This is a genomic window from Pleomorphovibrio marinus, from assembly GCF_003347495.1.
In the GTDB taxonomy this organism is placed as follows: Bacteria; Bacteroidota; Bacteroidia; order Cytophagales; family Cyclobacteriaceae; genus Pleomorphovibrio; species Pleomorphovibrio marinus.
In genome coordinates this window covers 303135-327604 of sequence record NZ_QCXY01000002.1, presented here as the reverse complement: position 1 = coordinate 327604, position 24470 = coordinate 303135, and the positions used below count along the sequence as shown (strand labels likewise).

General features: G+C 41.6%; 20 protein-coding genes. 4 read left to right on the top strand and 16 right to left on the bottom strand.

The genetic code is table 11. The annotated features are described in order from the left end of the window. Nucleotides 1-18 precede the first annotated feature (18 nt). The 8 genes from DB520_RS07385 to DB520_RS07340 all read right to left on the bottom strand — a co-directional run bounded on the left by DB520_RS07385 (nucleotide 19) and on the right by DB520_RS07340 (nucleotide 10925). Nucleotides 19-900 (bottom strand): glycosyltransferase family 2 protein, encoded by an 882-nt coding sequence (locus DB520_RS07385; RefSeq protein ID WP_114749049.1) that lies wholly within the window; start codon nucleotides 898-900, stop codon nucleotides 19-21. After that, entirely contained in the window at nucleotides 897-1778 is an 882-nt protein-coding gene (locus DB520_RS07380) for a glycosyltransferase (RefSeq protein WP_114749048.1), read from the bottom strand. Before DB520_RS07380 ends, DB520_RS07385 begins: the two co-directional genes overlap by 4 nt. Further along, the gene (locus DB520_RS07375) at nucleotides 1775-2851 is read right to left on the bottom strand and encodes a GumC domain-containing protein (protein ID WP_114749047.1); all 1077 of its coding nucleotides are present in this window, start codon (nucleotides 2849-2851) and stop codon (nucleotides 1775-1777) included. Before DB520_RS07375 ends, DB520_RS07380 begins: the two co-directional genes overlap by 4 nt. Nucleotides 2852-3049: 198 nt before the next feature. After that, the gene (locus DB520_RS07370) at nucleotides 3050-3928 is read right to left on the bottom strand and encodes a glycosyltransferase family 2 protein (RefSeq protein ID WP_114749046.1); all 879 of its coding nucleotides are present in this window, start codon (nucleotides 3926-3928) and stop codon (nucleotides 3050-3052) included. A gap of 907 nt (nucleotides 3929-4835) precedes the next feature. Next, nucleotides 4836-7457 carry an SLBB domain-containing protein gene (locus DB520_RS07355; RefSeq protein ID WP_114749043.1) on the bottom strand — a complete coding sequence of 874 codons (2622 nt, stop codon included), beginning with the start codon at nucleotides 7455-7457 and terminating at the stop codon, nucleotides 4836-4838. 333 nt (nucleotides 7458-7790) lie between these two features. Next, on the bottom strand, nucleotides 7791-8930 hold the full coding sequence (gene gmd / locus DB520_RS07350) for a GDP-mannose 4,6-dehydratase (RefSeq protein ID WP_114749042.1): 1140 nt from the start codon (nucleotides 8928-8930) through the stop codon (nucleotides 7791-7793). A gap of 35 nt (nucleotides 8931-8965) precedes the next feature. Further along, nucleotides 8966-9919, bottom strand: a complete 954-nt coding sequence (locus tag DB520_RS07345; protein ID WP_114749041.1) for a GDP-L-fucose synthase family protein — start codon at nucleotides 9917-9919, stop codon at nucleotides 8966-8968. Nucleotides 9920-9932: 13 nt separating this feature from the next. Continuing rightward, complete coding sequence (locus DB520_RS07340; RefSeq protein WP_114749040.1) at nucleotides 9933-10925, bottom strand: mannose-1-phosphate guanylyltransferase; 993 nt, start codon at nucleotides 10923-10925, stop codon at nucleotides 9933-9935. Nucleotides 10926-11258: 333 nt separating this feature from the next. Here DB520_RS07340 and DB520_RS07330 point away from each other — a divergent pair, with 333 nt between their 5' ends. Further along, nucleotides 11259-11765, top strand: a complete 507-nt coding sequence (locus DB520_RS07330; protein WP_114749038.1) for a UpxY family transcription antiterminator — start codon at nucleotides 11259-11261, stop codon at nucleotides 11763-11765. 81 nt (nucleotides 11766-11846) lie between these two features. Continuing rightward, entirely contained in the window at nucleotides 11847-13634 is a 1788-nt protein-coding gene (locus DB520_RS07325; protein ID WP_114749037.1) for a glycoside hydrolase family 15 protein, read from the top strand. A gap of 32 nt (nucleotides 13635-13666) precedes the next feature. Here the strand turns inward: DB520_RS07325 and DB520_RS07320 are convergent, their stop codons facing one another. The 8 genes from DB520_RS07320 to DB520_RS07285 form a co-directional block, all read right to left on the bottom strand. After that, a complete protein-coding gene (locus DB520_RS07320) occupies nucleotides 13667-15385 on the bottom strand; it encodes a DUF6600 domain-containing protein (RefSeq protein ID WP_114749036.1) in 1719 nt (572 codons plus the stop codon). A gap of 174 nt (nucleotides 15386-15559) precedes the next feature. Continuing rightward, nucleotides 15560-15727, bottom strand: a complete 168-nt coding sequence (locus DB520_RS07315) for a Lacal_2735 family protein (RefSeq protein WP_114749035.1) — start codon at nucleotides 15725-15727, stop codon at nucleotides 15560-15562. Between the two features lie 44 nt (nucleotides 15728-15771). Next, nucleotides 15772-17352 carry a toxin-antitoxin system YwqK family antitoxin gene (locus tag DB520_RS07310; RefSeq protein ID WP_114749034.1) on the bottom strand — a complete coding sequence of 527 codons (1581 nt, stop codon included), beginning with the start codon at nucleotides 17350-17352 and terminating at the stop codon, nucleotides 15772-15774. A gap of 159 nt (nucleotides 17353-17511) precedes the next feature. Next, nucleotides 17512-18135: a hypothetical protein gene (locus DB520_RS07305; protein WP_114749033.1), complete on the bottom strand. Its 624-nt coding sequence runs from the start codon at nucleotides 18133-18135 to the stop codon at nucleotides 17512-17514. A 2-nt stretch (nucleotides 18136-18137) separates the two neighbouring features. After that, nucleotides 18138-19133 (bottom strand): 3-oxoacyl-ACP synthase III family protein, encoded by a 996-nt coding sequence (locus DB520_RS07300; RefSeq protein WP_114749032.1) that lies wholly within the window; start codon nucleotides 19131-19133, stop codon nucleotides 18138-18140. 49 nt (nucleotides 19134-19182) lie between these two features. After that, nucleotides 19183-20073 carry an MBL fold metallo-hydrolase gene (locus DB520_RS07295; protein WP_114749031.1) on the bottom strand — a complete coding sequence of 297 codons (891 nt, stop codon included), beginning with the start codon at nucleotides 20071-20073 and terminating at the stop codon, nucleotides 19183-19185. A gap of 196 nt (nucleotides 20074-20269) precedes the next feature. Beyond that, nucleotides 20270-20968 (bottom strand): SOS response-associated peptidase, encoded by a 699-nt coding sequence (locus DB520_RS07290; protein ID WP_114749030.1) that lies wholly within the window; start codon nucleotides 20966-20968, stop codon nucleotides 20270-20272. 32 nt (nucleotides 20969-21000) lie between these two features. Next, the gene (locus DB520_RS07285) at nucleotides 21001-21960 is read right to left on the bottom strand and encodes a YheT family hydrolase (protein WP_114749029.1); all 960 of its coding nucleotides are present in this window, start codon (nucleotides 21958-21960) and stop codon (nucleotides 21001-21003) included. Between the two features lie 121 nt (nucleotides 21961-22081). Between DB520_RS07285 and DB520_RS07280 the strand changes: the two genes are divergently transcribed. Further along, nucleotides 22082-23752, top strand: a complete 1671-nt coding sequence (locus tag DB520_RS07280) for a pyruvate dehydrogenase complex dihydrolipoamide acetyltransferase (protein WP_114749028.1) — start codon at nucleotides 22082-22084, stop codon at nucleotides 23750-23752. Between the two features lie 93 nt (nucleotides 23753-23845). Then, entirely contained in the window at nucleotides 23846-24391 is a 546-nt protein-coding gene (gene hslV / locus DB520_RS07275) for an ATP-dependent protease subunit HslV (RefSeq protein WP_114749027.1), read from the top strand. Nucleotides 24392-24470 lie beyond the last annotated feature (79 nt).

The following is a 24470-nucleotide window of genomic DNA, read 5'->3' as shown; positions in this document are numbered from 1 at the left end:
TAAAATTGAGTACCAAAGCTACCTTCCTGTTAATTTATAAATAAAATCAATCGGAAAAAACAGCGAAAAATATTTGGGAGAGGGAAATAAAAATATACTTTTCCAAAGATATTTTAAGTATAACTTGTTTTCATTTAATTTATAAATTTTAGATATATTGAAGAAATATTTACTTCTTCTTTTTCTGTTATCCAAATAATTTAATTTTTCGAAATACCTTTTATACTTTTTTTCGATAATCTTAATTGATTCAATTTTCTTTTTGGGGTCTTTTGATATTTGTCCTTCGGACAAATGTTGCGTATACCTTAAATTAAACCCCCCATCTGCTTTGATCTCGGTGATTTGACAGGCTCTTATCCATAAATCATAATCTTGGATGGCAGGAAGTTCAGGATCAAAACCACCACTTTCAAAGTACACATTTCTTCGGATGGCCACGGAAGAGGTGGATCCAATAAAGTTTTCCTTTAAAATTTTTATTGATGCATCACCAGAAAAGTTGGCAGGTACCTTATATAAAACTTTATCCCTATTATTGCTCGAAACTATAAGCTTCCCAGAATATACCAACCCAATTTTTTTATTTTTAAAATGATTAACCTGAGACTTAATTTTGTCAGGTTCCCAAGTGTCATCGTCATCCAAAAACATTAAAATGTCTCCAAATGAGGCATTAGCTCCTTTATGCCTTGATGGATTACTGCCAATTGAATTTTCATTTTGTAGGAAGTTGAGAACTATTCCATTTTTGCGTTCAAATCCTAGAAGGTCAAATGACTCTCCGTCATTGACTACCACAATTTCATCTGGAGGTTGACGCTGTGATAACACACTTTTGACAGCCTCATGACATAAATAAGGTCTGTTATAAGTGGTAACAATTACAGATACAGTCATAAATAGGAATTTTTTAAGCCCTTCACTAAACCCATTAGCTTAAAAACAGTGACTTTCCAGTACACAAAATAAATCTTTATGAATTTGTTCCTGTGATCCCTATAAACGCCCTTTCTCTTCATGGAAGAGAGTACCAAAAAAGGATTGGGAGGAACAAATACACTAAAAATCAACTTGGCACTTTGGATAAAAACACTTCTTCTCAATTCCATCCAAATTCCAGGCAACCCACTTCCAACTCTTTTCGCTTTATTGATAATTTCTTCTTTCTTCCTTGGTTTTTTAAAAACAATAGCTTTTTTGGCATATATCAGCTTATATCCTGCGTTGGTGGCGCGTTTCGTCCATTGCATATCTCCACCAGTCCTAATCCCTTCTGGGAAAAGCCCTATTTTATCAATAAGATCCTTTCTGACTGCCAAATTTGCCGTAGTGGCATATCCCTTTTGAATAATGCTATTTGTTTGAACATACCGGATTGCATCTGCAACCTCGTATGAAGTAGAATTCTTATAAACATCAAACCTTACTTCCCCCCCAACCAAAAATACATCTTTTGAATGAAAAGGATGCAATATTTCCTTTAACCAACTCTTTATGGGTTTACATGTAGAGTCTAAAAAAACAACAATTTCTCCCTTGGCAGCTTCAATCCCCCTATTTCTACATGAATAAGGGCTATTCAAATATTTGTCTTCTACCAGAAAGGTGATTTTATCGTTAAACGGGATATCCTTAACGTGACTGTTCACCTCACCTCCATTATCCACCACAATCACTTCAGCCTCCTGATTGCCAATACTGGCAAACAAGTAAGGGAGGATGGTTTTTAGGGAGTCAAGGTCCTTATACACAGGTATGACTATTGATATTTTCAATTTTGTATTTTATTATAAAGGATAAAATAATAAACTACCAAATAAATAAAAGCCGTGATCAATCCTATTAATATAGAAAAAATTATATGAAAATTTAAATTTGGCTTGCTTTTGACCATAGGGATGATAGGACGTTGAAATACAGTCAATACCGGTTTGGCTTCCTCCAATTTTATTTTTGCCTGTTCTAACTGTTGAGACAGGTTGGTGTAAAGTTCAAACGATAAATTGTTTTCCGCCCTAAGCTTATCTTCCATTGACCGTACCACCTGTGAGTTGACCCCCCGGTTAGCATCAAGGTACCTCGCTAAAGTCATCTGGGCATTTTCAAACCTTTGCTTTGCTTTTTCGGTTTGGCTTTCTATGAATCCAAGGTTTTGCTGTTGTTTGTCGGTTTGATAGTTTGCTGCAAACTCTCTCAACCTTTTTATCACGTTTCGGTTTAATTGCGCAGCCAAGGTTGGATCTTGAAGAGTAGCCATAACATTGATGACCCTGCCTTCTTTAGTAATCTCTAACAGGTTTTGGAGATTTTTGATTACAATTCGTTCATTTTTTGTCAAAGTAAAGAAATCCTCATTAAAATTCCCCACAGCAATCGTATCAGAATCAGGTGTGAAGTTTTTCCCCCCAAATAATTTTGTGATAGGTGCATCCTCATGGAAATCCCTAAAATAATCTATCAATGAAATCTCTTTGTCATCCAACTGGTATTTATCATCTATCAACCCCAACAGGAACTCTTCACTCATCACAATTATAGGAAAGAGTTCAGGATCCAACTGTTCATTGTTCATTTGTCCCCCCAAGGTATTTTGGAGGTTCAAAAGAGAGCCCATGCCGCCTCCCATTCTTTGATTCATTCCTCCCATTTCACTCAGCACCTTTGATTCAGAGGTAAAGCTTTTAGGAGTGGTGAAATAAATGAGCATTCCTAGTACCATAATGATAGAAAAAGAGATGAATACTCCCTTTAACCTAACCTTTACCAAGGTGAAAAGTCCAGAAACAGAGATCTGCTTATCCCTTTTCAACTTTGCCAAAATGGCATATGTTCGATCCTTCTTATTCATAGTGATTATAATTGTCTTTTAAAAGGCCATAACCTGTCCCAAATTTCGGGATAGACTGCCCCTACCTTCCCCGTCCCGTATTCTATCGGGATCGGAGGACTCGCTTCGGGAGACTGCCCCTGCCTGCCCCGTCCCAATGTGTGACTTGCTCGTCATGCCCTGACTGCCGTCAGGACAGGCTCGATTTCATATACCATTTCAAGTTCTTATTTCGTTACCCCCAAATAAAAGCCTATAATGTTCTTGAAATTCAGTAAGCCTTCGCTGATAAATAAAAACAAGCAACAAAACTTTGTTGAAATTTCCTTTTATTAATGGGCTATTTGCTGCAACCCCCCATTCGGTAATGGGAGGCCTCAATTGAAAAAGCCCATTAACCAACCTTTGCCAGACCGGTTTACTTTTGTGTTTTCTTTGGTAATTTTTGCCATAGATTCTTCTTACCTTAATCAAACTTTCTTCTTTACTGCGAGCAGGGTGTAAAACCACACAATCTTCCGCATAAATAAGGGGTACACCAGCCTGTGAAACCCTAAGGTTCCACCCTCTGTCTTCTCCAGAAAAAACGTTATCCCAAAACATCCCATTTTCCTCAAAAAGGGCTTTTCTACATGCAAAATTGGCGGTAACAGAAAAACCCTCACTAACATTTCGCTTTTGTTGAAAGGCAAATATTCTATCGAACCATTCGGAAGGCTTGGGTTGGTCGGAAAGCAGAATTTCCACCTTGCCACCAATTCGTTGAACGCCAGGATCCAGTAAAAATTTCTCGTAGAGGTTCTTTAACCAATTTGGTTGAGGGATACAATCACTATCTGTGAAAACTAATATATCACCTTTGGCGTGCTTGATACCAGTATTTCTAGCAGCATATGATCCTGGTTTACCTTCTTGCAATAGGGTTACCTCTTCCAAATACCTTCCATCCAAAGACGATAAATGGTTTGGGTCGTTGTTGACTACAATTATTTCAAACTTATCCCTTGGCAGTACTTGAACATTTAGGGCATCCAGGCACAATTCCAACCTTTGCCAATCTTTAAAAGTAGGTATGATGACGCTAAGAAAGCTATCCATTGTAATTAAAGACTATATTATCTAGTTTATACCCTTCATATAGCCTTGCAGCAGCGGTGGCCTTATTAAAAGTGTTATCCAGATTCATGACTCCCAGTTTGGGATTCTATGTTTATTAAATTATTCGCCGACCCAGTACTCACAGGATTTTTGTTATTGGAAAAACACCTGTGCTTCGTAAACATATTCTAATCCTGCTGGGTTATAGGAATAAGCGCAGCTGCTCTTATTTGTATGTTTTGGAAAATTCGCAGCTATTTTTTTTGTTCAACCAAGGGCATATGGAAAGGCGCCAGGGAATTATGTATTTGTCCATTTTATTCTTTAACCCATACCTCTCATTTATTGCCATCAGGGATGAATTCAAGTTACGATGTACAAAAGCAGAATAAAGAAGACTTTTAGAATATACCTTGGATTTAGGGAGTAAAGATCTCAAGTTTTTTATGTCTTCGTTCCTTTTTCCATACAAAATGGCGCCAACTAACACCTTCTAAGAATAGAACTTATCAAATAGGGCTTCCTAGTCTAGGTTCATTATAAAACATAACAACAAATAGGGTCACCAGCGTGTAAAGTAATAGATAGGCCCTTAAATTGAATACAAAAGAACTCAAAAACACAGATTAGTAGTTAGTAGTGTATTGGCTTCACTTTTAAACGGGGCAATTGAATTAATGAAGCCCCAAGCCCAAGACTTGTCATGGCCTGTATGAATCCGGTAAAAAATACCGCCATTCCTTCCAATCCAAAATCCTCCGGAAAAAAATCCTGTAAAGGACAAGCTGGACAATGTAGTCAAACCCTTTGCCAAAAATCAATTCCAGACTCTGCCAAAATATCTCTTTTTTGGCGGATTGACCTATTGTTTTCTGATCATCCAAAAGCTTCACTTTAAAACGGTATTCTACCTGGTAATGAGTAAAAACAGGGTGGTTATAGTCGAGGCCATACCTACCAATGCTTGGGCTTGCAATGGCTGCCTTGGCCTTCTTCTCGGCACCACAATTTCTGCCCCAGGCTCTATACTAGGATAGAAGTTGAAAAATAAAAACTTGGAGGTCCTCTTCACATCCCCATTGGCATATATCACATACGATCTTCCTCTTCTAGACTCCTCTGTATATCCCCCAGCCCTGGAAATATAGTTCCTAAAGCCACGGAACTCGTCATACCTAGCTGTAGTAGGATAAAGAACTTCACCTCTCATCCTGACAGTTTGCAGTTCTTTAGGGATACTCAAAACATCCCCTTCCTCCAAAATCAAATCATATTTTGAACCAGGATTGGCGATAATTTGGTCTAAGTCAATGCCAATTAGCTCTTTATCTCTAAAGGCGATATCCATAACCGCACTGGTGTCCGTCCCCTCCAATAACGAGTACCTGTCCTCGGCAAATGACCTCTGTTCAGTATATTCCTCCTCATTTTTTCGCCGTTCGTACTGCAGCAGTTCAACCCTCTTTTGTAATCGCAAAAGGAGTTGCTCCTCGGACTCCGCGTTAGCTACTGTGGTGTCCCTATCCAGGTTTTGAAGCAGTGATTCCAAATTCTTAAGTTTCAGCTCTTCCTCTTCTGGGGTATCATAAAATTCGGTGCGTCTGATTAGGGTTGCACCTTTGGGATAGGCAAACTGGTTGGTCCCTCCTGCCCTTCGTAATACATCCGAAATCCTTTCGTTGTTTTTTTCCAAAGCAAACTCACCGGGATAAAATACTTGCCCCTCTACTCGCACAATTTTCTCCCTTTGAAACCCTGGACTCTTCCTTACAAAGACGTGGTCAAAAGGTTGCAGTGTTATTGCCCGATCTTCTTCCGAAAGTGCCAAATTAGTATCCACATCCGCCATAATAACCTCAGCTATCTTACCGCTAGAATCCCCTTTCACTCTCCGGATTATTTCTATGCTGGAGCTTGTCGCAGACTCCTTAAAACCTTTAGATTTTACCACCAAATCTCCCACTGTCATGTTTTCGCCGAATTGATATACACCCGTTCTGTTTACCTCTCCGGAAATTTGCACATAATATTCTTCCTTAATGTCATAGATACTTGGGATATTCAAAATGTCTTCCCTTCTTAGTGGAATGTCTTCTACCTGGCCTTCAAGAATACCAGTGATGTCCACCGAAAGAATTTCCATAGTAAGGTTTTCCTTGGTCCTGTATAGCGTGGCTCTTCCTGTAAATGCATCTCCCCGCAATCCATCTGCCCTTTTGACGAGTTCGGATAGAGTCATGTCTGGAAGCAAGGCAAACTGTCCTGGCCTGAAAACCGCTCCAGAAACTTGAACCCTGTTTTCATACCTTGCCAATATTTCTCCCACTCTGAAAACGTCTCCATCTTGGATAGGGAAATTAGTGAATTGTTCGGCATACACGTTGTCCACTTTCATCTCCTTATCCATGGCCCTTCGCACCGTTATCATTGCTTTATAGGCCTGACTGGTAAACCCTCCTGCGAATTTTAATAGGTCCTCCACGCTTTCCGAACTTCTAATCTCGAAAAAACCTGGTCTCCTTACCGGCCCCTCCAATTCGACCCTCGTCTTTACAGGCCCGACGATAATAACGTCATTATCTCTCAATACCAGATTCTTAGACTGATCCCCTCCGACCAAAAAATCATAGATATCCAACTCTGAGATCATTTTATTATCCCTGTAAACCTGAATTTCCCTGAATGTTCCATTTTCATTTGGGCCACCTGCCACATAGAGGGCATTGAATATTGTGGAAAATGAAGGCAGTTCATACGAACCAGGCCTCCTTAACTCTCCAGCCAATGTGACCTTAATGGTACGTATGTTTCCCACTCTGAGCTGCATAAACGTATTGGGGTTTTCCCCTCCCAAACCGGAATAAATGGTTCTCAATGAATTCCTGATTCTGTTTGTTGCTACTTCTACGGTAGAACCCCCAACTTCCACCGGACCCACATTTGGAAAGAGCACCTTGCCCTCTGGTGTTACCGTCAGATCGTAGGATTGCTGAGAAGCCCCGTATATATCTACCAACAACTGGTCTCCCGCTCCTAATACATACTGTTGAGGAGTAGGCAGGTTTAAGCTAGGACTAAAATCCAATTGTCTATTGTGAAACAAGGTGAATCCAAAAATTTTCTTTTGCTTGGGGGTAAGATCATAATAGGGATCTCTTTTTCTTAAGGAATCGAAAATGTCCTGATCGTATTCAAAACCCTCTATCCTTCTTTGTCCTGGCATACTCTGTACCTTGGTTCCGGGTTCTGCCGCCCTACCCCCTGTTCTCAACGTTTCCATTCGCCTTTGTAACTTACTGAGTTCCTCAGGAGGCATTCCCCTCTCCCTAGCCATGGCCGCCAACTGACTCTCATTCATGCCTGAGGCCTCTGCCCTTCGGATCATTTGTTCAATCTGAGCATCAGAAAGGTCATCCACCTTCAGGTTTTGTATGTCCTGAAGGGATTGTCCATATGCCACCAAGCTTAAAAAAAAGAAGCCCAAAAGGGCTATCAGGGCTATTGATTGCTGAAAAGACAAATATTTCATGGATTATTTTTCGTTCAATTTAAATGTAATTAGGCAATAAACAATTTAGGATTCACACAGCTTCGCCACATCAATCCCACATAAAAACGGAATCTCAGCTTAAAAATTTTATGTTTAATGAGGTCATTTTATAATAAAAATGACCCTGAAACAAAGACGGCACAAAAGTAAGCATAAGAATTCAATATCCATGAGCAAAAAATGGTTATCCGTTATTTAATTAGGCTTTATAGCGAATAGAAGGGAATGTAAAAACCTGCTCCTCAAGGTAAGTTCTGGACTTTACAATGTGGAGCAGGTCAGTAAATCTGGGGCGGAACTTTGGCACAAAACTTATTCCACTTGATTCAAAACCTGATGCCCACCCTTCATAAGGTGAATGTCTTTTTGGAAAAGTCTGACATCGGATTGAACCATATCCTCAATTAACATGGGCAGATCGTACTTAGGCACCCATCCCAGCTTGGTTTTAGCCTTAGTAGGGTCACCTATGAGTAAATCTACTTCTGTGGGTCTGAAATAGGCAGGATCAACCTTAACTATAGTATCTCCAATTTTCACCTTTGGCTCAACAGCCCCGCAAATTTCGCTTAATTTGGAGGAGTCTATATCCTCTATGATCCCAACTTCATTCACTCCTTCTCCCTCGAAACGAAGGTGGAACCCAACTTCTTCAAAGGACATCTTAATGAAATCCCTGACCTTGGTGGTGATTCCTGTGGCAATCACAAAATCTTCAGAAACATCTTGCTGTAATATCCTCCACATGGCCTCCACGTAATCCTTGGCATGTCCCCAGTCCCTCTTGGCATCCATATTGCCTATGTAGAGCTCCTCCTGAAGTCCTAGTGCAATTTTTGCTACAGCCCTTGTGATTTTTCTAGTCACGAAGGTCTCTCCCCGGAGAGGGGACTCGTGGTTAAACAAAATACCATTAGAAGCAAACATACCATAGGCCTCCCTATAGTTCACAGTAATCCAATAACCGTATAGTTTGGCCACCGCATAGGGCGACCTAGGATAAAATGGGGTAGATTCTGATTGAGGTACCGCTTGTACCAAACCATAGAGTTCGGAGGTGGAAGCCTGGTATATCCTTGTTTTTTTCTCCATCCCCAATAACCTCACCGCTTCAAGAATCCTTAGAGTCCCAATGCCATCGGCATTTGCTGTATATTCCGGCGTATCAAAACTCACCTTGACATGACTCATGGCGGCAAGGTTATAAATTTCATCCGGTTTGGTTTCTTGAATTATCCTGGTAAGGTTCATGGAGTCAGTGAGATCTCCGTAATGTAGAAACAGTTTCCTGTTTTGATCATGTGGATCCTGATACAAATGATCGATCCTGTTTGTATTAAAAAGGGATGCCCTCCTCTTAATACCATGCACAATGTAGCCCTTTTCTAAAAGTAGCTCTGCCAAATATGCCCCATCCTGCCCTGTAATTCCCGTAATTAATGCTGTTTTCATAACCAATCCTGTAAGTATTAATAGCTGTTATATTACTAAAATTTCACTTCTTTAATGCTCTGTATATTTTCCAGAAACCATTTATAAGTCCTTTCTATCCCATCCTTCAAAGGTATAGAGTATTTCCATCCTGCATCTGCCATTTTTGAAACATCCATTAGTTTTCTCGGTGTCCCATCGGGTTTGGAATCATCCCAGAGAATTTTGCCCTGATGACCAGTTATATCCTGAATCAATTTTGCCAATTCTTCTATGGACAAATCTTCCCCAGTTCCCACATTATATAGGTTATCCTCAAAACGATTTTCCATGGCAAAAATAACCGCTTGAGCCAGGTCATCCACATGTAAAAATTCCCTTTTGGGCCTTCCGCTACCCCAAAGGGTAACAGGCGCATCCCCACTTTCCTTTGCTTCATGAAACTTCCTTATCATGGCAGGCAATACATGGGAAGTTTCTAAGTCAAAGTTATCATGGCTACCATAGAGATTGGTAGGCATAAGGCTGATAAAATCTTTTCCAAATTGATTCCGAATGGCCTCACAAGCCTTCACCCCTGCTATTTTCGCCAAAGCATACCATTCATTCGTGGGTTCTAAAGAAGAGGTAAGGAGGTATTCCTCCTTAAGAGGTTGTGGCGCTAGTTTTGGGTAAATACAAGAGCTGCCCAAAAAAATGAATTTCTCGCACCCAGATACATGGGCAGCGTCAATTAAATTGTTTTGAATGAGCATATTATCCATCAAAAATTGATAGGGGTATCTACTATTTGCCAATATCCCCCCAACCCTTGCGGCAGCATCTACGACTACGTCTGGATTTTCTCTCTCAAAAAACGACTTCACCTGAGCCTGATCTCGCAAATCCAATTCAGCACTGGTTTTCCCCACCAAATTTGAATAGCCTTTTTTTGCCAATGCCTTCCAAATAGCACCTCCGACCATACCTCTGTGACCTGCAATATAGATCTTAAAGTCTTTATTTAACATATTTGAATATCGCTTAATTTAAAAGGTCTGGATTCTCCCTTTCCAATCTTTCATAAATTTTTTTCACTTCCTGTGCATCGTTTTTATTTAACACCAATATGGCGTCTTTGGTGTCCACCAAAACAATGTTTTCCACACCTAAAAACTCAACGTGCTTTTCACTTCCCAATACCAAGTTTGTACCCATACGTCTATGGTCCTCCGGCCCTAAATGATCGTAAAGTGCCTCAAAAGAACCCATATCGGACCACACAAACTCGGATGGTACAACTTTAATCTTTTTGGATTTCTCCATCACTGCGTAATCCACACTGATAGATGGGATCGCCTTGCTTTCCCCCAAAGGCAGAAAACCATTTTCCATGGCTTCAAAAGCTTTCCTGGAAGCCTCATAGACCTCTGGAGAATGAAGTTTTAACTCAGATAAAAATGCCTTGGCAGAAAAACAAAACATTCCACTGTTCCATAGAAAATTTCCTGAAGACAGGTATTCCTCCGCCTTGGCCAAACTGGGTTTTTCGCGAAAGGAAACCACATCAATGCCATTGTACTCTATATATCCAAAACCTGTCTCAGGCTTGTGTGGCCTAAGGCCAAAAGTGACAAGGAAGCCATCCTTGGCAAGGTTGATGGCATCCTGAACAGCATTCCTGTAGGCCGCTTCCTTACTGATTAAATGATCAGAAGGAGTGACCAGTAGAATGTCATCTCCTTCCACTGAAAATGCGGCAAATGCTATTGCAGCAGCGGTGTTTCTGGGTGTAGCTTCAATTATTTCCTTGTAGGAATGACCAAGATTGGCTAATTTTTCCCGAGAAAGCTTGAAGTTGTCAATACTTCCCACCACCATAATGCCTTCGCAAAACGAAAGGTTTCTGTCAATGGTTAGTTCAAAGAGTGAACTATTTCCAAAAATTGGAAGATATTGCTTAGGTTTTGATTTTCTTGATAATGGCCATAATCTACTTCCAACACCTCCGGACAAAACTACATTGATAATACTCATTTCCCTATTAAAAATTAAGGCCTATACGGCAATTTCTTACTAAATTTTTGATTCTAAATTTAGTCAATATTTCGAAAATTTTAGTGCAAGATTAATTAAAAAAAATCAAAAGGCAAAATTTTGGACAGGAATTGCATTTTTTTTAATTTCAAGTTCCTACTTACCGCTAAATTATTAAGCAAGAATACTGGAATTTTGGAGATAAAAAAAACACAGATACCTACAAAAGGAGCCTGTTTGGAAACTATTAAACCCACAATTGAAATAAAAACCATCACCCTTTAGGATATACTTGGTTATTACATATTTTTGTTCCTTTAACCCTGAATTTTTATGACCGAGAATAAATATTGGTACGTGATGTATACTGCTCCAAGGGCAGAGAAGAAGGTCTATTCCAGGCTAAAGGAAAAAGGAGTGACCGTTTACCTGCCTTTAGTGGAAGAACTTCGACAGTGGAGTGATCGAAAAAAAAAGGTGGAGCGGCCCTTATTTAACGGATATCTATTCGTAAGGATATCCAGGGATAAACTTTGGGAGGCCTTGCAGGTGAATGGGGCAGTAAAATTTGTTAATTTCGCCGGAGAACATGCAGTAGTTAAGGATGAGGAGATTGAGGCCATACAAAGGATTATTTCCACTGGAGTAGCTGTGGAAGTTGAAACTGACCACATCGAAAAAGGAGAATCTGTGAAAATCCTTGGAGGGCCATTGACTGGATTTGAAGGGGAATGTATAAAAAAATCCAATAAAGATTATTTTATTATTCGTATTCCCGGAATAAACCAAAGCATGTTGGTGAATGTCCCAAGGAAATTTTTGGAGGTAATCGGAAAGTAATTGGGTAACTCTTTGTTCGTGTTTTAGTTTATAGACTAGTCATAGATTTTGAACCACCCACATATAAAATAAATATTGAAAATGGATAAACACCTTTATAATACCGGACTAATAGGCAACTGCAGCTATATTGCCCATGTTGAAAAAAACACCAATATAAGCTGGCTTTGCTTTCCCAGGTTCGATAGTGACTTTTTATTTGGGGGTATGTTGGATAAAGAAAAAGGAGGGGAATTCACCATACTTCCAGAGAATGGGGGCTATTCATCGACCCAAAGCTATCTTGAAAACACCAACATCTTACAAACCGAAGTGGAAAACTCCTCGGGAGAAGTGTTCAGGGTTACTGACTTCGCTCCACGTTTCCTTAACTATGACAGGTATTACAAACCACTAATGGTGGTTAGAAAAATTGAACCTGTAAAGGGGGAGCCCAGAATCAAGATTTCTTGCAAACCAGTAGCCGGGTATGGGAATAAGAAAATGATGCCAACTCCAGGTAGCAACCATATACGGTATTCCGGGATGGACCAGGAAATAAGGCTTACAACTAATTGCTCCATCACCTACATTTTAGAAGAAAAGGATTTCAGGATACATAAGCCAATCTACCTCGTGCTCACCTATGGCAGGCCATTGGAAGCCCCAGTGGAAAGTACAGTAGAAAGGTTTCTGCAATCTACCACATTATATTGGAGAAGGTGGGTCAAATCCACAAGTATCCCTGACTTCAACCAACGGCTAGTAGTAAGGTCTGCATTGGTACTTAAGATTCATCAATACGAGGATACAGGTGCTATCATTGCCGCCTCCACCACCAGCCTTCCTGAGTCTCCTGGGTCAGGGAGGAATTGGGATTATCGGTACTGCTGGATGCGTGACGCCTATTATACCCTTAACGTCTTCAACCAACTTGGCCATTTTGAGGAATTAGAAAGGTACTTTGAGTTCATACAAAACCTCCCAACGGATGAGGCAGGTAGGTACCAGCCTCTCTACGCAATCACTGGGTCAAGCAAATTGGAAGAATTGGTATGCGATCTAGAAGGATACAAGGGGAATCAACCCGTAAGATTTGGCAACCAAGCTTATACGCATATACAAAATGACCTATACGGACAAGTTCTTGTCAGCCTCCTTCCTCTTTATTCCGATAAAAGATTCATTGAGTCCGAAAAAAGTCACTCCAAGCCTTTTATCAACAACTTATTGGATATGATTGAGCAGACTATGGACGAAAAGGATGCAGGTTTATGGGAATTCAGAAACCTACAACAACAACACTGTTATACATTCCTATTTCATTGGGCTGGAGCATCATCTGCAATAAAAATTGCGGACAGGATGGGTGACCAAGAAATGAGAGAAAAAGCCATGAACTTGCAAAGATTGGCCAAAGATAAAATTGAAGAATGCTATATCCCTGAACTCAAAGCCTATTCCCAGGCTATAGGCACTAAGAATATGGACGCCAGTACCTTACAACTCATAACCATGGGCTATTTTGGAGAGGATATCGAACGCGCAAACAATCATCTAAAGGCTTTGGAAAAAGAATTATTGGCGAAAGACTACCTGTTTTATCGGTACAAACATCAAGACGATTTTGGAGAACCAGAAACAACCTTCTTGATTTGTGCATTTTGGTATATAGAGGCTCTTGCTTGTGTAAATCGATTGGATGAAGCGATGGAAGGGTTTGAAACTTTGGCTAAATACTGTAACCACCTAAGGCTGTTTTCTGAGGATGTGGACCAAAAGACTGGTAGCCAATGGGGAAATTTCCCGCAAACCTACAGCCACGTAGGACTGATGAACGCCGCTTATAGAATTGACAAAAAATTAGATCGCCCCAATTTTCTGAATTAATAAAAAAACCTCCCCAAAAAGGGAGGTTTTTTTTAATTTCCTCTTCCTCTGCTACCCGTCCTAGCAGCTGCTCTTCCACTGCTCCTGCTTGGTGTTGAACCATAGGACTGCCTTACTTGATTATTGCTTCTTCCTACACTAGGACTGGAGGAAGACCTACTTCTGGCAGCGGGTTGGGAATTCCTCACTTGTGGTGCCCTAGAACTCGGCGCAACCTGTCTTTGGTTGGATGAAGAACGCGACCTAACTTGGGATTGTCTAGGAGCGGTCTGCCTCTGGGTAGTAGTGTTCGGCCTTACCTGAGACTGTCTAGGAGCGGCCTGCCTTTGGGTAGAAGTGTTCTGCCTTACCTGAGACTGCCTGGGAGCCGTCTGCCTTTGGGTAGTAATGTTCGGCCTTACCTGGGACTGCCTGGGAGCCGTCTGCCTTTGTGCTGGCTGTTGTATTTGCCTTTGCTGGGCATTTGGCTGTGCGCCCACCCGAGAAGGATTGGTACTGGAGGGAGCCACTCTCCTATCCTCGTTTGGTGTCGGTCTACTCAATGAAGCATTTGTCCTTTGATTACTTCTCACTTCCCTTGAAGCGTTTCCCCTTGCATTTGAAGACCTTTCACCGGACAACTGAGTTCTGTCACTGTTTGAAGATAAACCTTCATTTCTGCCCTCGACCTGATCCCTTCTGGCTGTATTTGGGGTAGAAGGTTGAGTAGTCCTACTATTTTCCCTGTTCGAGGAACTTGGCGAAACCTGCCTGTTTTGATTTCTTGCGCTTGGGGATGCAGAACCATCGTTTAGCCTACTATTTGTACCCGCAATTTCCCTTCTCGTTGCGGGAGAAGGCTGTACTGCATTTCCCCTTGCGTTTACCTGGTTCTCTGCCTGGCGAGCACTTCGACCACTTTCGGTGGCGGGTGTAGCGTCACTACCTCTCCTTGTCCTGAATTCCTCCGTAGATAAAACCCGCTCTGGTCTGGCCATTCCACCCCTTCTTGCGTTGGCAGTGTTTTCTATTTGAGGCCTGTATAAATTAACCCTGTTGTTTTCCACATTAGCCCGACCTGGCCTGTTGCTATTTGACACCTCATAAACAGGTACATTCCCTCTAGTAACTCGTTGAAGTTCCCTTCTACTTGGGCCTGCCACATAGGTCCTATTGTTATAGACATAAGTATTGTTAATAATTGTGGTTCGATTATAAATCACTCCAATATTTCTTGGAGGAAGACAATAATTATAGAAATTTCTGGCAAGGAACCTTCTTCGTGGCACAAAAACCCAATGATGGTAGGGCATCTGAAACGATACATGAACTCCTACTCTTGGCCAAAGAGGCGCCCATCCGTAGTAGCCTCTTCCTGTCCTCCACTCTACCCATGCCGGCCCCCATTCATATCCGGGAACCCATGCCCAACCATAAAAATCATCTATGAACCACCTTCCATAATGGAATGGAGCCCAACCCCACTCATAATTCGAAACCCAAGTATTGCCAAATCTTGAATTCACCCAATATCCATTAGTCCTGTACGGTTGAAACCCTGCGTCCACATAAGGAACCCAGATATACCCGTGGGTAGGATCATTTACCCAATCGCCATATGGCATCAGCGCATCGTAAAATACCTGAAAAGAAACACCCATGTTTGGAGCACTAGCATTCGCTGATTTTACATTTGAAAAAACCAACAAACCTGTAAATAGCAAGCCCGTTATGAATGATTTCTGAAGCCGGAAATAAAATGAAGTTTTCATAGCTTTACGGTTTTGTTCTTAATTAGTATACACGAAAAAAACACCATGTAGTTTTAAAATAAAAAAATAATAGAGTATAAAAAATGTTAAAATAAAAATAAACGATATATAATTTAAGAAAAAACGAAACTTATTCTAAAGCTTCAAACGAAATAATTTAAAATAAGTTCTTAGTTAATCTCTCAACTTATCTATTTTTTTTGCAACTTCCTCTGCCTCAGCAGTGATTTTATCAGCCTCGGTTCTGTCCGAGTGGGATACCTTGTGGGCTTTTTCCAACAGCTTTCTATATTGTTCTGACAATTTATCTTTTTCTGACTTTTTCTTAAATAAACCAAACATAATTTTTTATTTTAAAACCCATAAACCACACTTTATGTTTTGGATTATTCAAAATTTTGAAACCTAAGTTCCTCCTCTTCTTCTTCTTGCACAGGTTCATCGTCCTTAAAGTTTATTATGTCCTCCAAGTTTCCGGAACGGCTGTAATATTTCCAGGCTCCTTCTTTTTTGCCGTCTTCCATTTTACCCTCAGAAGCAAGCCTGCCGTTATCATGGTAATATTTCCACGTTCCATCCGGTTTGCCATTTTTATAGCTGCCTTCAGATTCTTTTCTTCCATTAATATAGTAGGTAATCCTGGTTCCTTCCCCATCTTCCAACGTACCTGCATCGAGTTGCTGAGTACCATCATAGTTATTGTATTCGCTTACGTTTAACAAGCGCCCAAAACTCCACTCTTCTTCTTGGGTAAGTTGCTTATTGTCATAGAATAAACCCCAGGTTCCGTCTTCTTGCCCCAGAAAATAACTTCCAACAGATTTAAGTTGTCCTCCATCATAAAAATAAAACCACTGCCCGGTTTCATTGCCCAAAAGATACTGTCCTTCTGCAATTAATATCCCTATTCTGTTAAAATACTTCCATAACCCTGTTTTCAGGTCATTTCGATATTCTCCAATGGAGTAAAGATTGCCCTCAGGGAAGTAGTTTCTCCATACCCCTATTTTCATTCCATTTTGATATTCTCCTCTTACCGAGGGGTTCCCATTGCTGTGATTTTCTATGTATTCGCCATCAGGGACACCTAGCACATATGTCGTCTTTTTTGCCAAATTCCGATTGGGAAAAAATTCTTCCCATGTACCTACCGGAATATTGTTTTCATATTTCTCAATTCTAGCCGTTCTACGATTTTCATAATAGTAAGTCCATTCGCCAGTTTTGTTCCCATTATTATCATAGGTCCTTTCCGACTCCTTGATATTGGTATCTGGAAAATAGCTTATCCATTCACCTACCCGTCTCCCCCTTTCGTAGGTACCCTCTTCAAGGGTCCTTTTATTCCCACTATACCTTATAAATTCCCCATGAGGCCTGTCATCTTCGTAGTTGGCCTCCAGAATTAATTCACCGTAAGGGGAGTATTCCCTATAGTTCCCACTCTTTTTACCGGCCTTATAGCTTTGCCTCAAGGCTACCTCTCCGTTTTCATAATAAGAAACCCATTCACCATCTCGTTTACCATTATCATATCTACCCTCTGTCTTAACTTGCGTAGGGTCTACAAAACTGGGTCTCCCGGTCTTTCCATAATATTCTTTATATGGCCCTACAAGTATGCTGTCCTGATATACGGCATCTTTGATTAGGGCTCCATCTCTGTCAAATTCCCTGAACGACCCATTCATCTTGTTGTTCCTGTATTCCACCACAATGTGCCTTTGGTTGTTTGGATGGTAGGTTGCCCATTGCCCATCCCTTACACCATCCTGGAATGTCCCCTGCTGAATGAGCGTATTGGTCTTTGGATTGGTAAATTTCCATAACCCATCCATTTTGTTGTTCACCATTACGCCAGTACCCATCAAAGTGGAGTCTTTATTGTAGATATTTACTGCTTGACCTTGACCGAAAGCAGTGGTTAAAAAGAATGTTGATGAAATAATTGCCAGAAGGAATTTCATAGATTTTTTTGGTGGATATATTTAAACCTTACGAAAGATTACAAACTTGGTTCCAATTTACTTTTTAGGAATTAAAAAAACATGCATTCTCTTTTGAATAACCTGAAAATACTAGGTTTTGATTGAAATCTCCTTACAATTTCAAAAATTAGTGCCTTTTTAGCGAAACCCGTTATCTCCGATCACATTTCCTAAATCCACTATTTCTTGGAAAATATCAGATTGCGTGGACATTAAGTCCTTTTTATAAGGTAACCTTTTAAATACTTGAATATGCCCATGCAGAATTGCAAATTCACTTGCTTCTTCGGGTGTATCTACCAGTTTTGCTTGACCCTCATCTACAATTGCCTGGTAATCCCAAGGTGAATCCGTTAAAGCGAGATGAAAACCCCGATTTTGGAGGTGGTTGAAAAACAAAGATTTAGGTGATTTCGAGAAGTTAATTGCCGTTTCTTTCCCTAAAAAAAGAAAAAGGTAGATACCCCTTCCCCACCAGTTTAAGGCCCTAATGTTTAATCCCGAATGGGGATTAAAATCCCTAACCACATCCAAAACTTGATAAGGACATAGCTGTAGGGAATTACCTTGGCTTACCTTGGTTCCCCGAGAGATACTGTGCCATTTTTCCAACTTATATTCGGAAAGTTGGTTGGAAATCTCACTGAACATATGGATAAAACACTTCTTGGAACGGTTAATTTTGACAAATAGGCCGGGGTCAGCCATAATTTGCAAACATTCCTCCCAGAATCCTTCTTCCTGAAACTCCAGTTTTCCCATCGTCAAAACCTCAACAAAGCAGATCCCCAGGCAAACCCACTGCCGAAGGCTGCCAAACAAACCAGGTTCCCGGAACTCAATCTTCCTGAGTCTTTGGCCTCACTCATCGCAATAGGGATTGTGGCCGCTGTGGTGTTTCCGAGTTTCATGATATTATTATAGACTTTGTGGTCCGGAAGCTTTAGTCTTTCCTGAATAAATTGGCTTATCCTCAAATTAGCTTGGTGAGGAATCAAAAGGTCAAGCTGTTCGGGCTTATACCCATTGGCATCCAAGGCCTCCATGATCACCTCATGAAATTTGACTATTGCATGTTTAAATACGGCATTGCCATTCATAAACAAGTTGAAACCTCCTTCCTCAATTAATTCTTCAGAAATACGGGTCTTCCTACTACTACCGGGATCCCGTACATACAATTCCTCAGCATAATCACCATCTGCATGTAAATGCGTAGAAAGGATGCCTTCCTCGCCATTGCTTGCCTGCACAATAGCAGCACCCGCCCCATCTGCAAAAATGACCGCGCTGGATCTGCCCCTGTCGCTTTTGTCCAGGGCAGAGGATTGGATTTCTGCACCTACCACCAAAATAGAGCCATACATTCCTGTTTTTATAAACTGATCTGCAATGGACAAGGCATAAATGAAGCCTGAACAGGCATTTCTGACATCCAATGCGCCAATCCCTTGTAAACCCAATTCACGTTGCAACAAAACACCATTACCGGGAAGAAAGTAATCAGGAGTGATAGTGGCAAAGATAATAAAATCAATTTCCTCAGTAGAAATTCCAGCATCTTTGATTGCCATTTTAGAAGCTTCAGCTGCCATAGAGTTTACGGTCTCCTTACCTGGAGTAAACCACCTTCTTTCCTCTATACCTGTTCTTTCCACTATCCAACCATGGTTAGTATCCATCATGGTGGATATTTCATTGTTAGTGACCACGCGTTCCGGGAGATACCTCCCTAAGCCTGTTATTTTTGACTTTATCATTGCTTTTACATTAATCCCTGTAATTCACATTCCTTTTATCCGACCTAAATCAAATCCTCCCTTCCTCCTTTAGCCTCCAATATCTCATTAAACCAGCCACTGACATCCAACTTGGGTTGGCATATTCATAACATTGCCTCAATTCCTTTGCCACTCCCATTTCTTTCATCTGTAGCTCAGTATAAACCATAAATGACTGGGTAACCTCCTCCATTGGGGTACCCTGGTCAAAATGCCGCTTCATCCAAAGCGCCCAGTCCTCCATCATCTTCTCCAAAGATTTTAAATGTGGCTCGATTTCAGTGACTTGCCCAAAATGGGTGAGACACAGGGTTTGGGGAGCTATTTCCCGAATCAACTGCAAGGAATTAGACCAATCGGCCAGATTAATGTCAGGAGGGGGGCAAGGGGGTACCACTGGCCCATCCGAAATTCGCACCCCTGCTACATCACCTGTAAAGAGCGTATCTCCCCATTGCCAGGCTATGTGGTGTACCGCATGTCCTGGAGTATGCCAACACCTAAATTCTTGCCCACTCACTTTTAGGGTCTGCCCATGTTCTACACCCTCTAGTTTGTCTTTGGCGATAGGGGCCATTTTTCCCCAAAGCCTATCCATATCCTCTCCATAAATTTTGGAGGCAGAATTCCACAACTTCTCAGGCGAGGCAAGGTGGGGCAAGCCTACAGGATGTACATATATTTTAGCTCCCGCTTCTGCAAATTTCCAAGCTGCACCCGCGTGGTCGAAATGAATGTGGGTAAGTAGTACGTGTTTAATGTCCTTAAGGCCTATACCCTCTTCTTTTAATGCTTGCACCATATGAGTCCAGGTGGTCTCCGGGCCGGTTTCTACCAAAATGTTCCCATCCTCTCCAGGAATCAAATAGCTCCCTATTACCTGTTTCGCCTCCAAAAATTCCAGATCCAATAGTTTCATATGTTTATAATTTCTTTTTAGCGGTCATATAGCCTGCCCCGAACTCGCTTCGGGAGCCTGTCCCTGCCTGCCCCGAACTCGTTTCGGGGAATTTATTTCGGGGGAATCTCGCATCTCCCCGATAGCTATCGGGGCATCCCAGTGTGTGACGTGCTCGTGATGCCCTGACTGCCGTCAGGACAGGCTCGATTTCATATTATCCAAATAACGTGTAATTACCAAATTGATCCATAGGCATGGTTTTTCGCAACACATAGGGGGTATCATTGGCTACTTGATTCACCATCGGTGACACCGTGTAGGAAATCATTTGCTCCTCAGGATAGGTAGAGAGCATCCCAAGTAATTCTTCCTCACTGGTTTGCGAATCCAGCCATTTTTCCTCTTGTTCTGAAGGCAATATCACAGGCATCCTGTCGTGTACTTCTCCAACCAAATTGTTGGGCATGGTAGTTAGGATCAAAAAAGTATGGGCAATATCTCCTTCCTGGGTTTCAAACTCCTCCCAGATGCCCGCAAAGGAAAAAAGTTTCTCATCCATCATGGTAAATCGATATGGAATCTTCATCTTTTTCCCAACTTTTTTCCATTCATAAAACCCATCAGCCGGAACCAGGCACCTGTGGTTTTTAAATGCATTCCTAAATGAAGCTTTCTCTGCTACTGTTTCTGACCTTGCATTGATCAACTTCTGTGAAACAGGCTTATTCTTTGCAAATTGTGGGGTGATGCCCCAATAGAAATACGAAAAACCTTTAGGGCTGTCGGAAGTAACTACAGGAACAAGCTGGGTTGGGGCAATATTATACCGGGGTTTAAAGTCGTCAAGCATTTCCGCCTCAAAGCGAGCTTCCAGCTCCAATTTGCTTTTGGCTAATGAATATCTTCCACACATAGGTTGTCTTTTCCGTATTTATTCCCCGTAAGTTACCCAACCTCGTTGATAAATTCAAATGCCCTGATTTCGGACCAAAAAGCCCCCTTCCACCCTGCTGGACTGAATCCCACATGCCCCCCATATTCTGGGAATTCCATAAATACATTTTCCAATTCCTCCCCCAACTTCTCGGGGTAGCAGGAAGGGCTTAAGAAAGGGTCATTTTTAGCACTCATTATCAATACTTTGTGGTTTATTTTCCTAAGGAAATGGAGAGAGGAGCACTTGGCATAGTAATCCTTTGCTCCCCGAAAACCATGCATAGGGCCAGTGTAAATATCATCAAAAGTTTTGATATCCCTTACCCTTGCCAATGGTTCCAGGGGTATTTGGTCCGGAAAATTCGCAGCCTTAGCCACAATTTTTGCCTTGAGTGATTTTAAGAACCTCCACGAATAGATGCGATTTTCGGGTTTGGAAATTTTGTCGCAGGAAGAAGACAAATCCAAGGGCACTGAAATGGCCACACCCCTATGGATTTTGGACTGAAAAGGATGCGGTTCCCCAAAATACTTCAGGGTCATATTGCCCCCCAGGCTAAAGCCCACCAGCGATAGCAAAGTATATTGGGGAGCAGCATACTCCACCACCGTGGATAAATCATTGCTGGCACCAGAATGGTAAAAATAAGGTTGTAGATTCAACTCTCCACTGCACCCTCTAAAATTCCAAGAAAGCACGTCCCAACCTCGTTCGAAAAAAAACTTAGCCATACCTTGCATATAGGGCCTTCGGCTGTTCCCCTCCAAACCATGGCTTATTATCACTAGTCTGCTACTGCCCTGCCGAAGCCAATCCAAATCCAAAAAATCACCGTCGGGGGTACTAATCCTTTCTCTTTCAAATGGTAAGAGTGAGGGCCTTCTCCAAATTGCCGGAACAATCGTTTGCAGATGCCCATTAAACATCCACCTTGAAGGCACATAATTTTGATTTTTTATGAGAGGCATTTTTATTTATTGACCATTTGGCTCCTTCCGCTCCGCGCGAAAATACCAATGTTAAATTTGAATAAAGATATTAATGAACTATTTTTGAATTGCGAATTTAAGAATGCGAACGAAATAACTTATGGCCGAGATAATACGAATGCCCAAAATGAGCGACACCATGGAGGAAGGGGTGATCGCGCAGTGGTTGAAAAAAGTAGGTGATGAAGTAAAAGCCGGAGACGTAATTGCAGAAGTGGAAACCGACAAGGCCACCATGGAACTGGAATCGTACGATGAAGGGGTTTTGCTTCACATAGGTGTGGAAGAAAAAGACGCTGTACCCGTAAATGGTGTGATCGCCATTCTGGGAGAAAAAGACGAAAATATCGACGACCTCCTTGAAGAAATAAAAAGCGGAGGCGGGAACGGTAAAAAAGAAGAAGAAAAATCAGATTCCAAAACTGAGAAAACTCCCGATAAGGAAAGTAAGGATAAGAAAGAGGATAAGGAAGAGAATAAGAAAGAAAAAATTGACACCTCCGATATAGCTGCAACCCTGATCACCATGCCAAAAATGAGTGATACCATGCAGGAAGGTACCATTGCCTCCTGGCAAAAGAAAGTAGGAGACGAGGTGAAATCAGGTGATATTCTAGCCGAAGTGGAAACCGACAAAGCAACCATGGAGCTAGAGTCCTATGAAGATGGTGTCCTTTTGTATATCGGTGTAGAAGAGGGAGATTCCGTAGAAGTAGATGGGGTAATAGCTGTGATCGGTGAAAAAGACGCAGACTACAAAAAACTGATTGAGGCCCATAAGCAAAAATCAGAAAGTGGAGATACCGAAAGTCCCTCGAAAGACTCCTCGGAGAAAAAAGAGGAAAAAGAAGACTCCTCCAAAACCTCGGCTTCGGAGAAAAAGGCTACTACTTCTAGCAGTAGCAGTACTGACAATGGCAGAGTGAAAGCATCTCCCTTAGCCAAAAAGATAGCGGAAGAAAAGGGCATAGACATTCGGCAAGTAGAAGGCAGTGGAGAAGGTGGCCGTATCGTGAAAAGGGATGTTGAAAGTTTTGATCCAGCTACCGCACAAGCTGCACCTACCGCTTCCGGCCCAGCCCTTGGACAAGAGTCATATAAAGAGGAGAAAGTTTCCCAAATGAGGAAAGTGATCGCAAAAAGACTTGCGGAAAGCAAGTTCACTGCACCTCACTTCTACCTCACCATGGAAATCAACATGGATAAGTCCATCGCCGCAAGAAAAAGCATGAATGAAGTGGCACCAGTCAAAATCTCTTTCAACGACATGGTGATCAAAGCTGTTGCAGCGGCCCTTAAGCAACATCCAAAGGCCAATTCGGCTTGGCTTGGGGACAAAATACGCTATAATGACCATGTTCATATAGGAATGGCAGTGGCCGTAGAGGAAGGATTGCTTGTACCTGTGATTAGGTTTGCGGACAGTAAGTCGCTTTCCCAAATTTCGGAAGAAGCCAAAACCCTTGCAGGCAAAGCAAAAAACAAGGAATTACAACCCAAGGATTGGGAAGGCAACACCTTTACCATCTCCAATTTGGGCATGTTTGGCATAGAGGAGTTTACTGCCATTATCAACCCACCGGATGCCTGTATACTCGCAGTTGGGGGTATAAAGGAAACTGTCATCGTGAAAAATGGTGAAATGAAAGTGGGTAACGTAATGAAAGTCACTCTCTCCTGCGACCACAGGGTAGTGGATGGAGCCATTGGATCAGGCTTCCTAAAAACCTTAAAGGAACTGCTAGAAGATCCTGTTAGACTTTTGATTTAATATTGCAAGTCATAGATACCTGTCAAAAAGTCCTAAAAGTTAGGACTTTTTGCGTTTAGTACAGTTATTGAAACCTAGACATAAAAATTCTACATGGAAAGAATAAAAGCAACAACCGTAGTTGCGGTTAAACAGGGGAATCAGGTAACCATTGGTGCTGATGGGCAAGCAACTTTGGGAAACACCGTGGCCAAAAGCAGTGTGAACAAAATCCGAAAGCTACAAGGAGGAAAAATTCTGACTGGATTCGCAGGATCTACTGCCGATGCCTTTACCCTATTGGAAAAATTTGAAGAAAAACTAGCTGCTTTTGGCAACAACATGAAACGAGCAGCAGTGGAGTTGGCCAAGGAATGGAGAACAGACCGGATGTTAAGTAAATTGGAGGCGATGATGATAGTGGCAGATGCCACGGATATCTTGATCATTTCCGGGACTGGTGATGTCATAGAACCCGATCATCAGATCGCCACCATAGGCTCCGGAAGCATGTACGCACAGGCTGCCGCAAGGGCACTTAAAAAATATGCCCCTCAGCTCTCCGCGGAAGAAATTGTAAAAGAAAGCCTACATATAGCTGCCGATATTTGCATCTATACCAACCACAATATAGTGGTGGAAAGCATTACGGAAGAATAACAAAAAGGAGACAAATTGGCAAAACATGCTTAAAAAGCGGTTGAATTTGAGGCTGAAAAGTTTCACATTCTTTATTAGT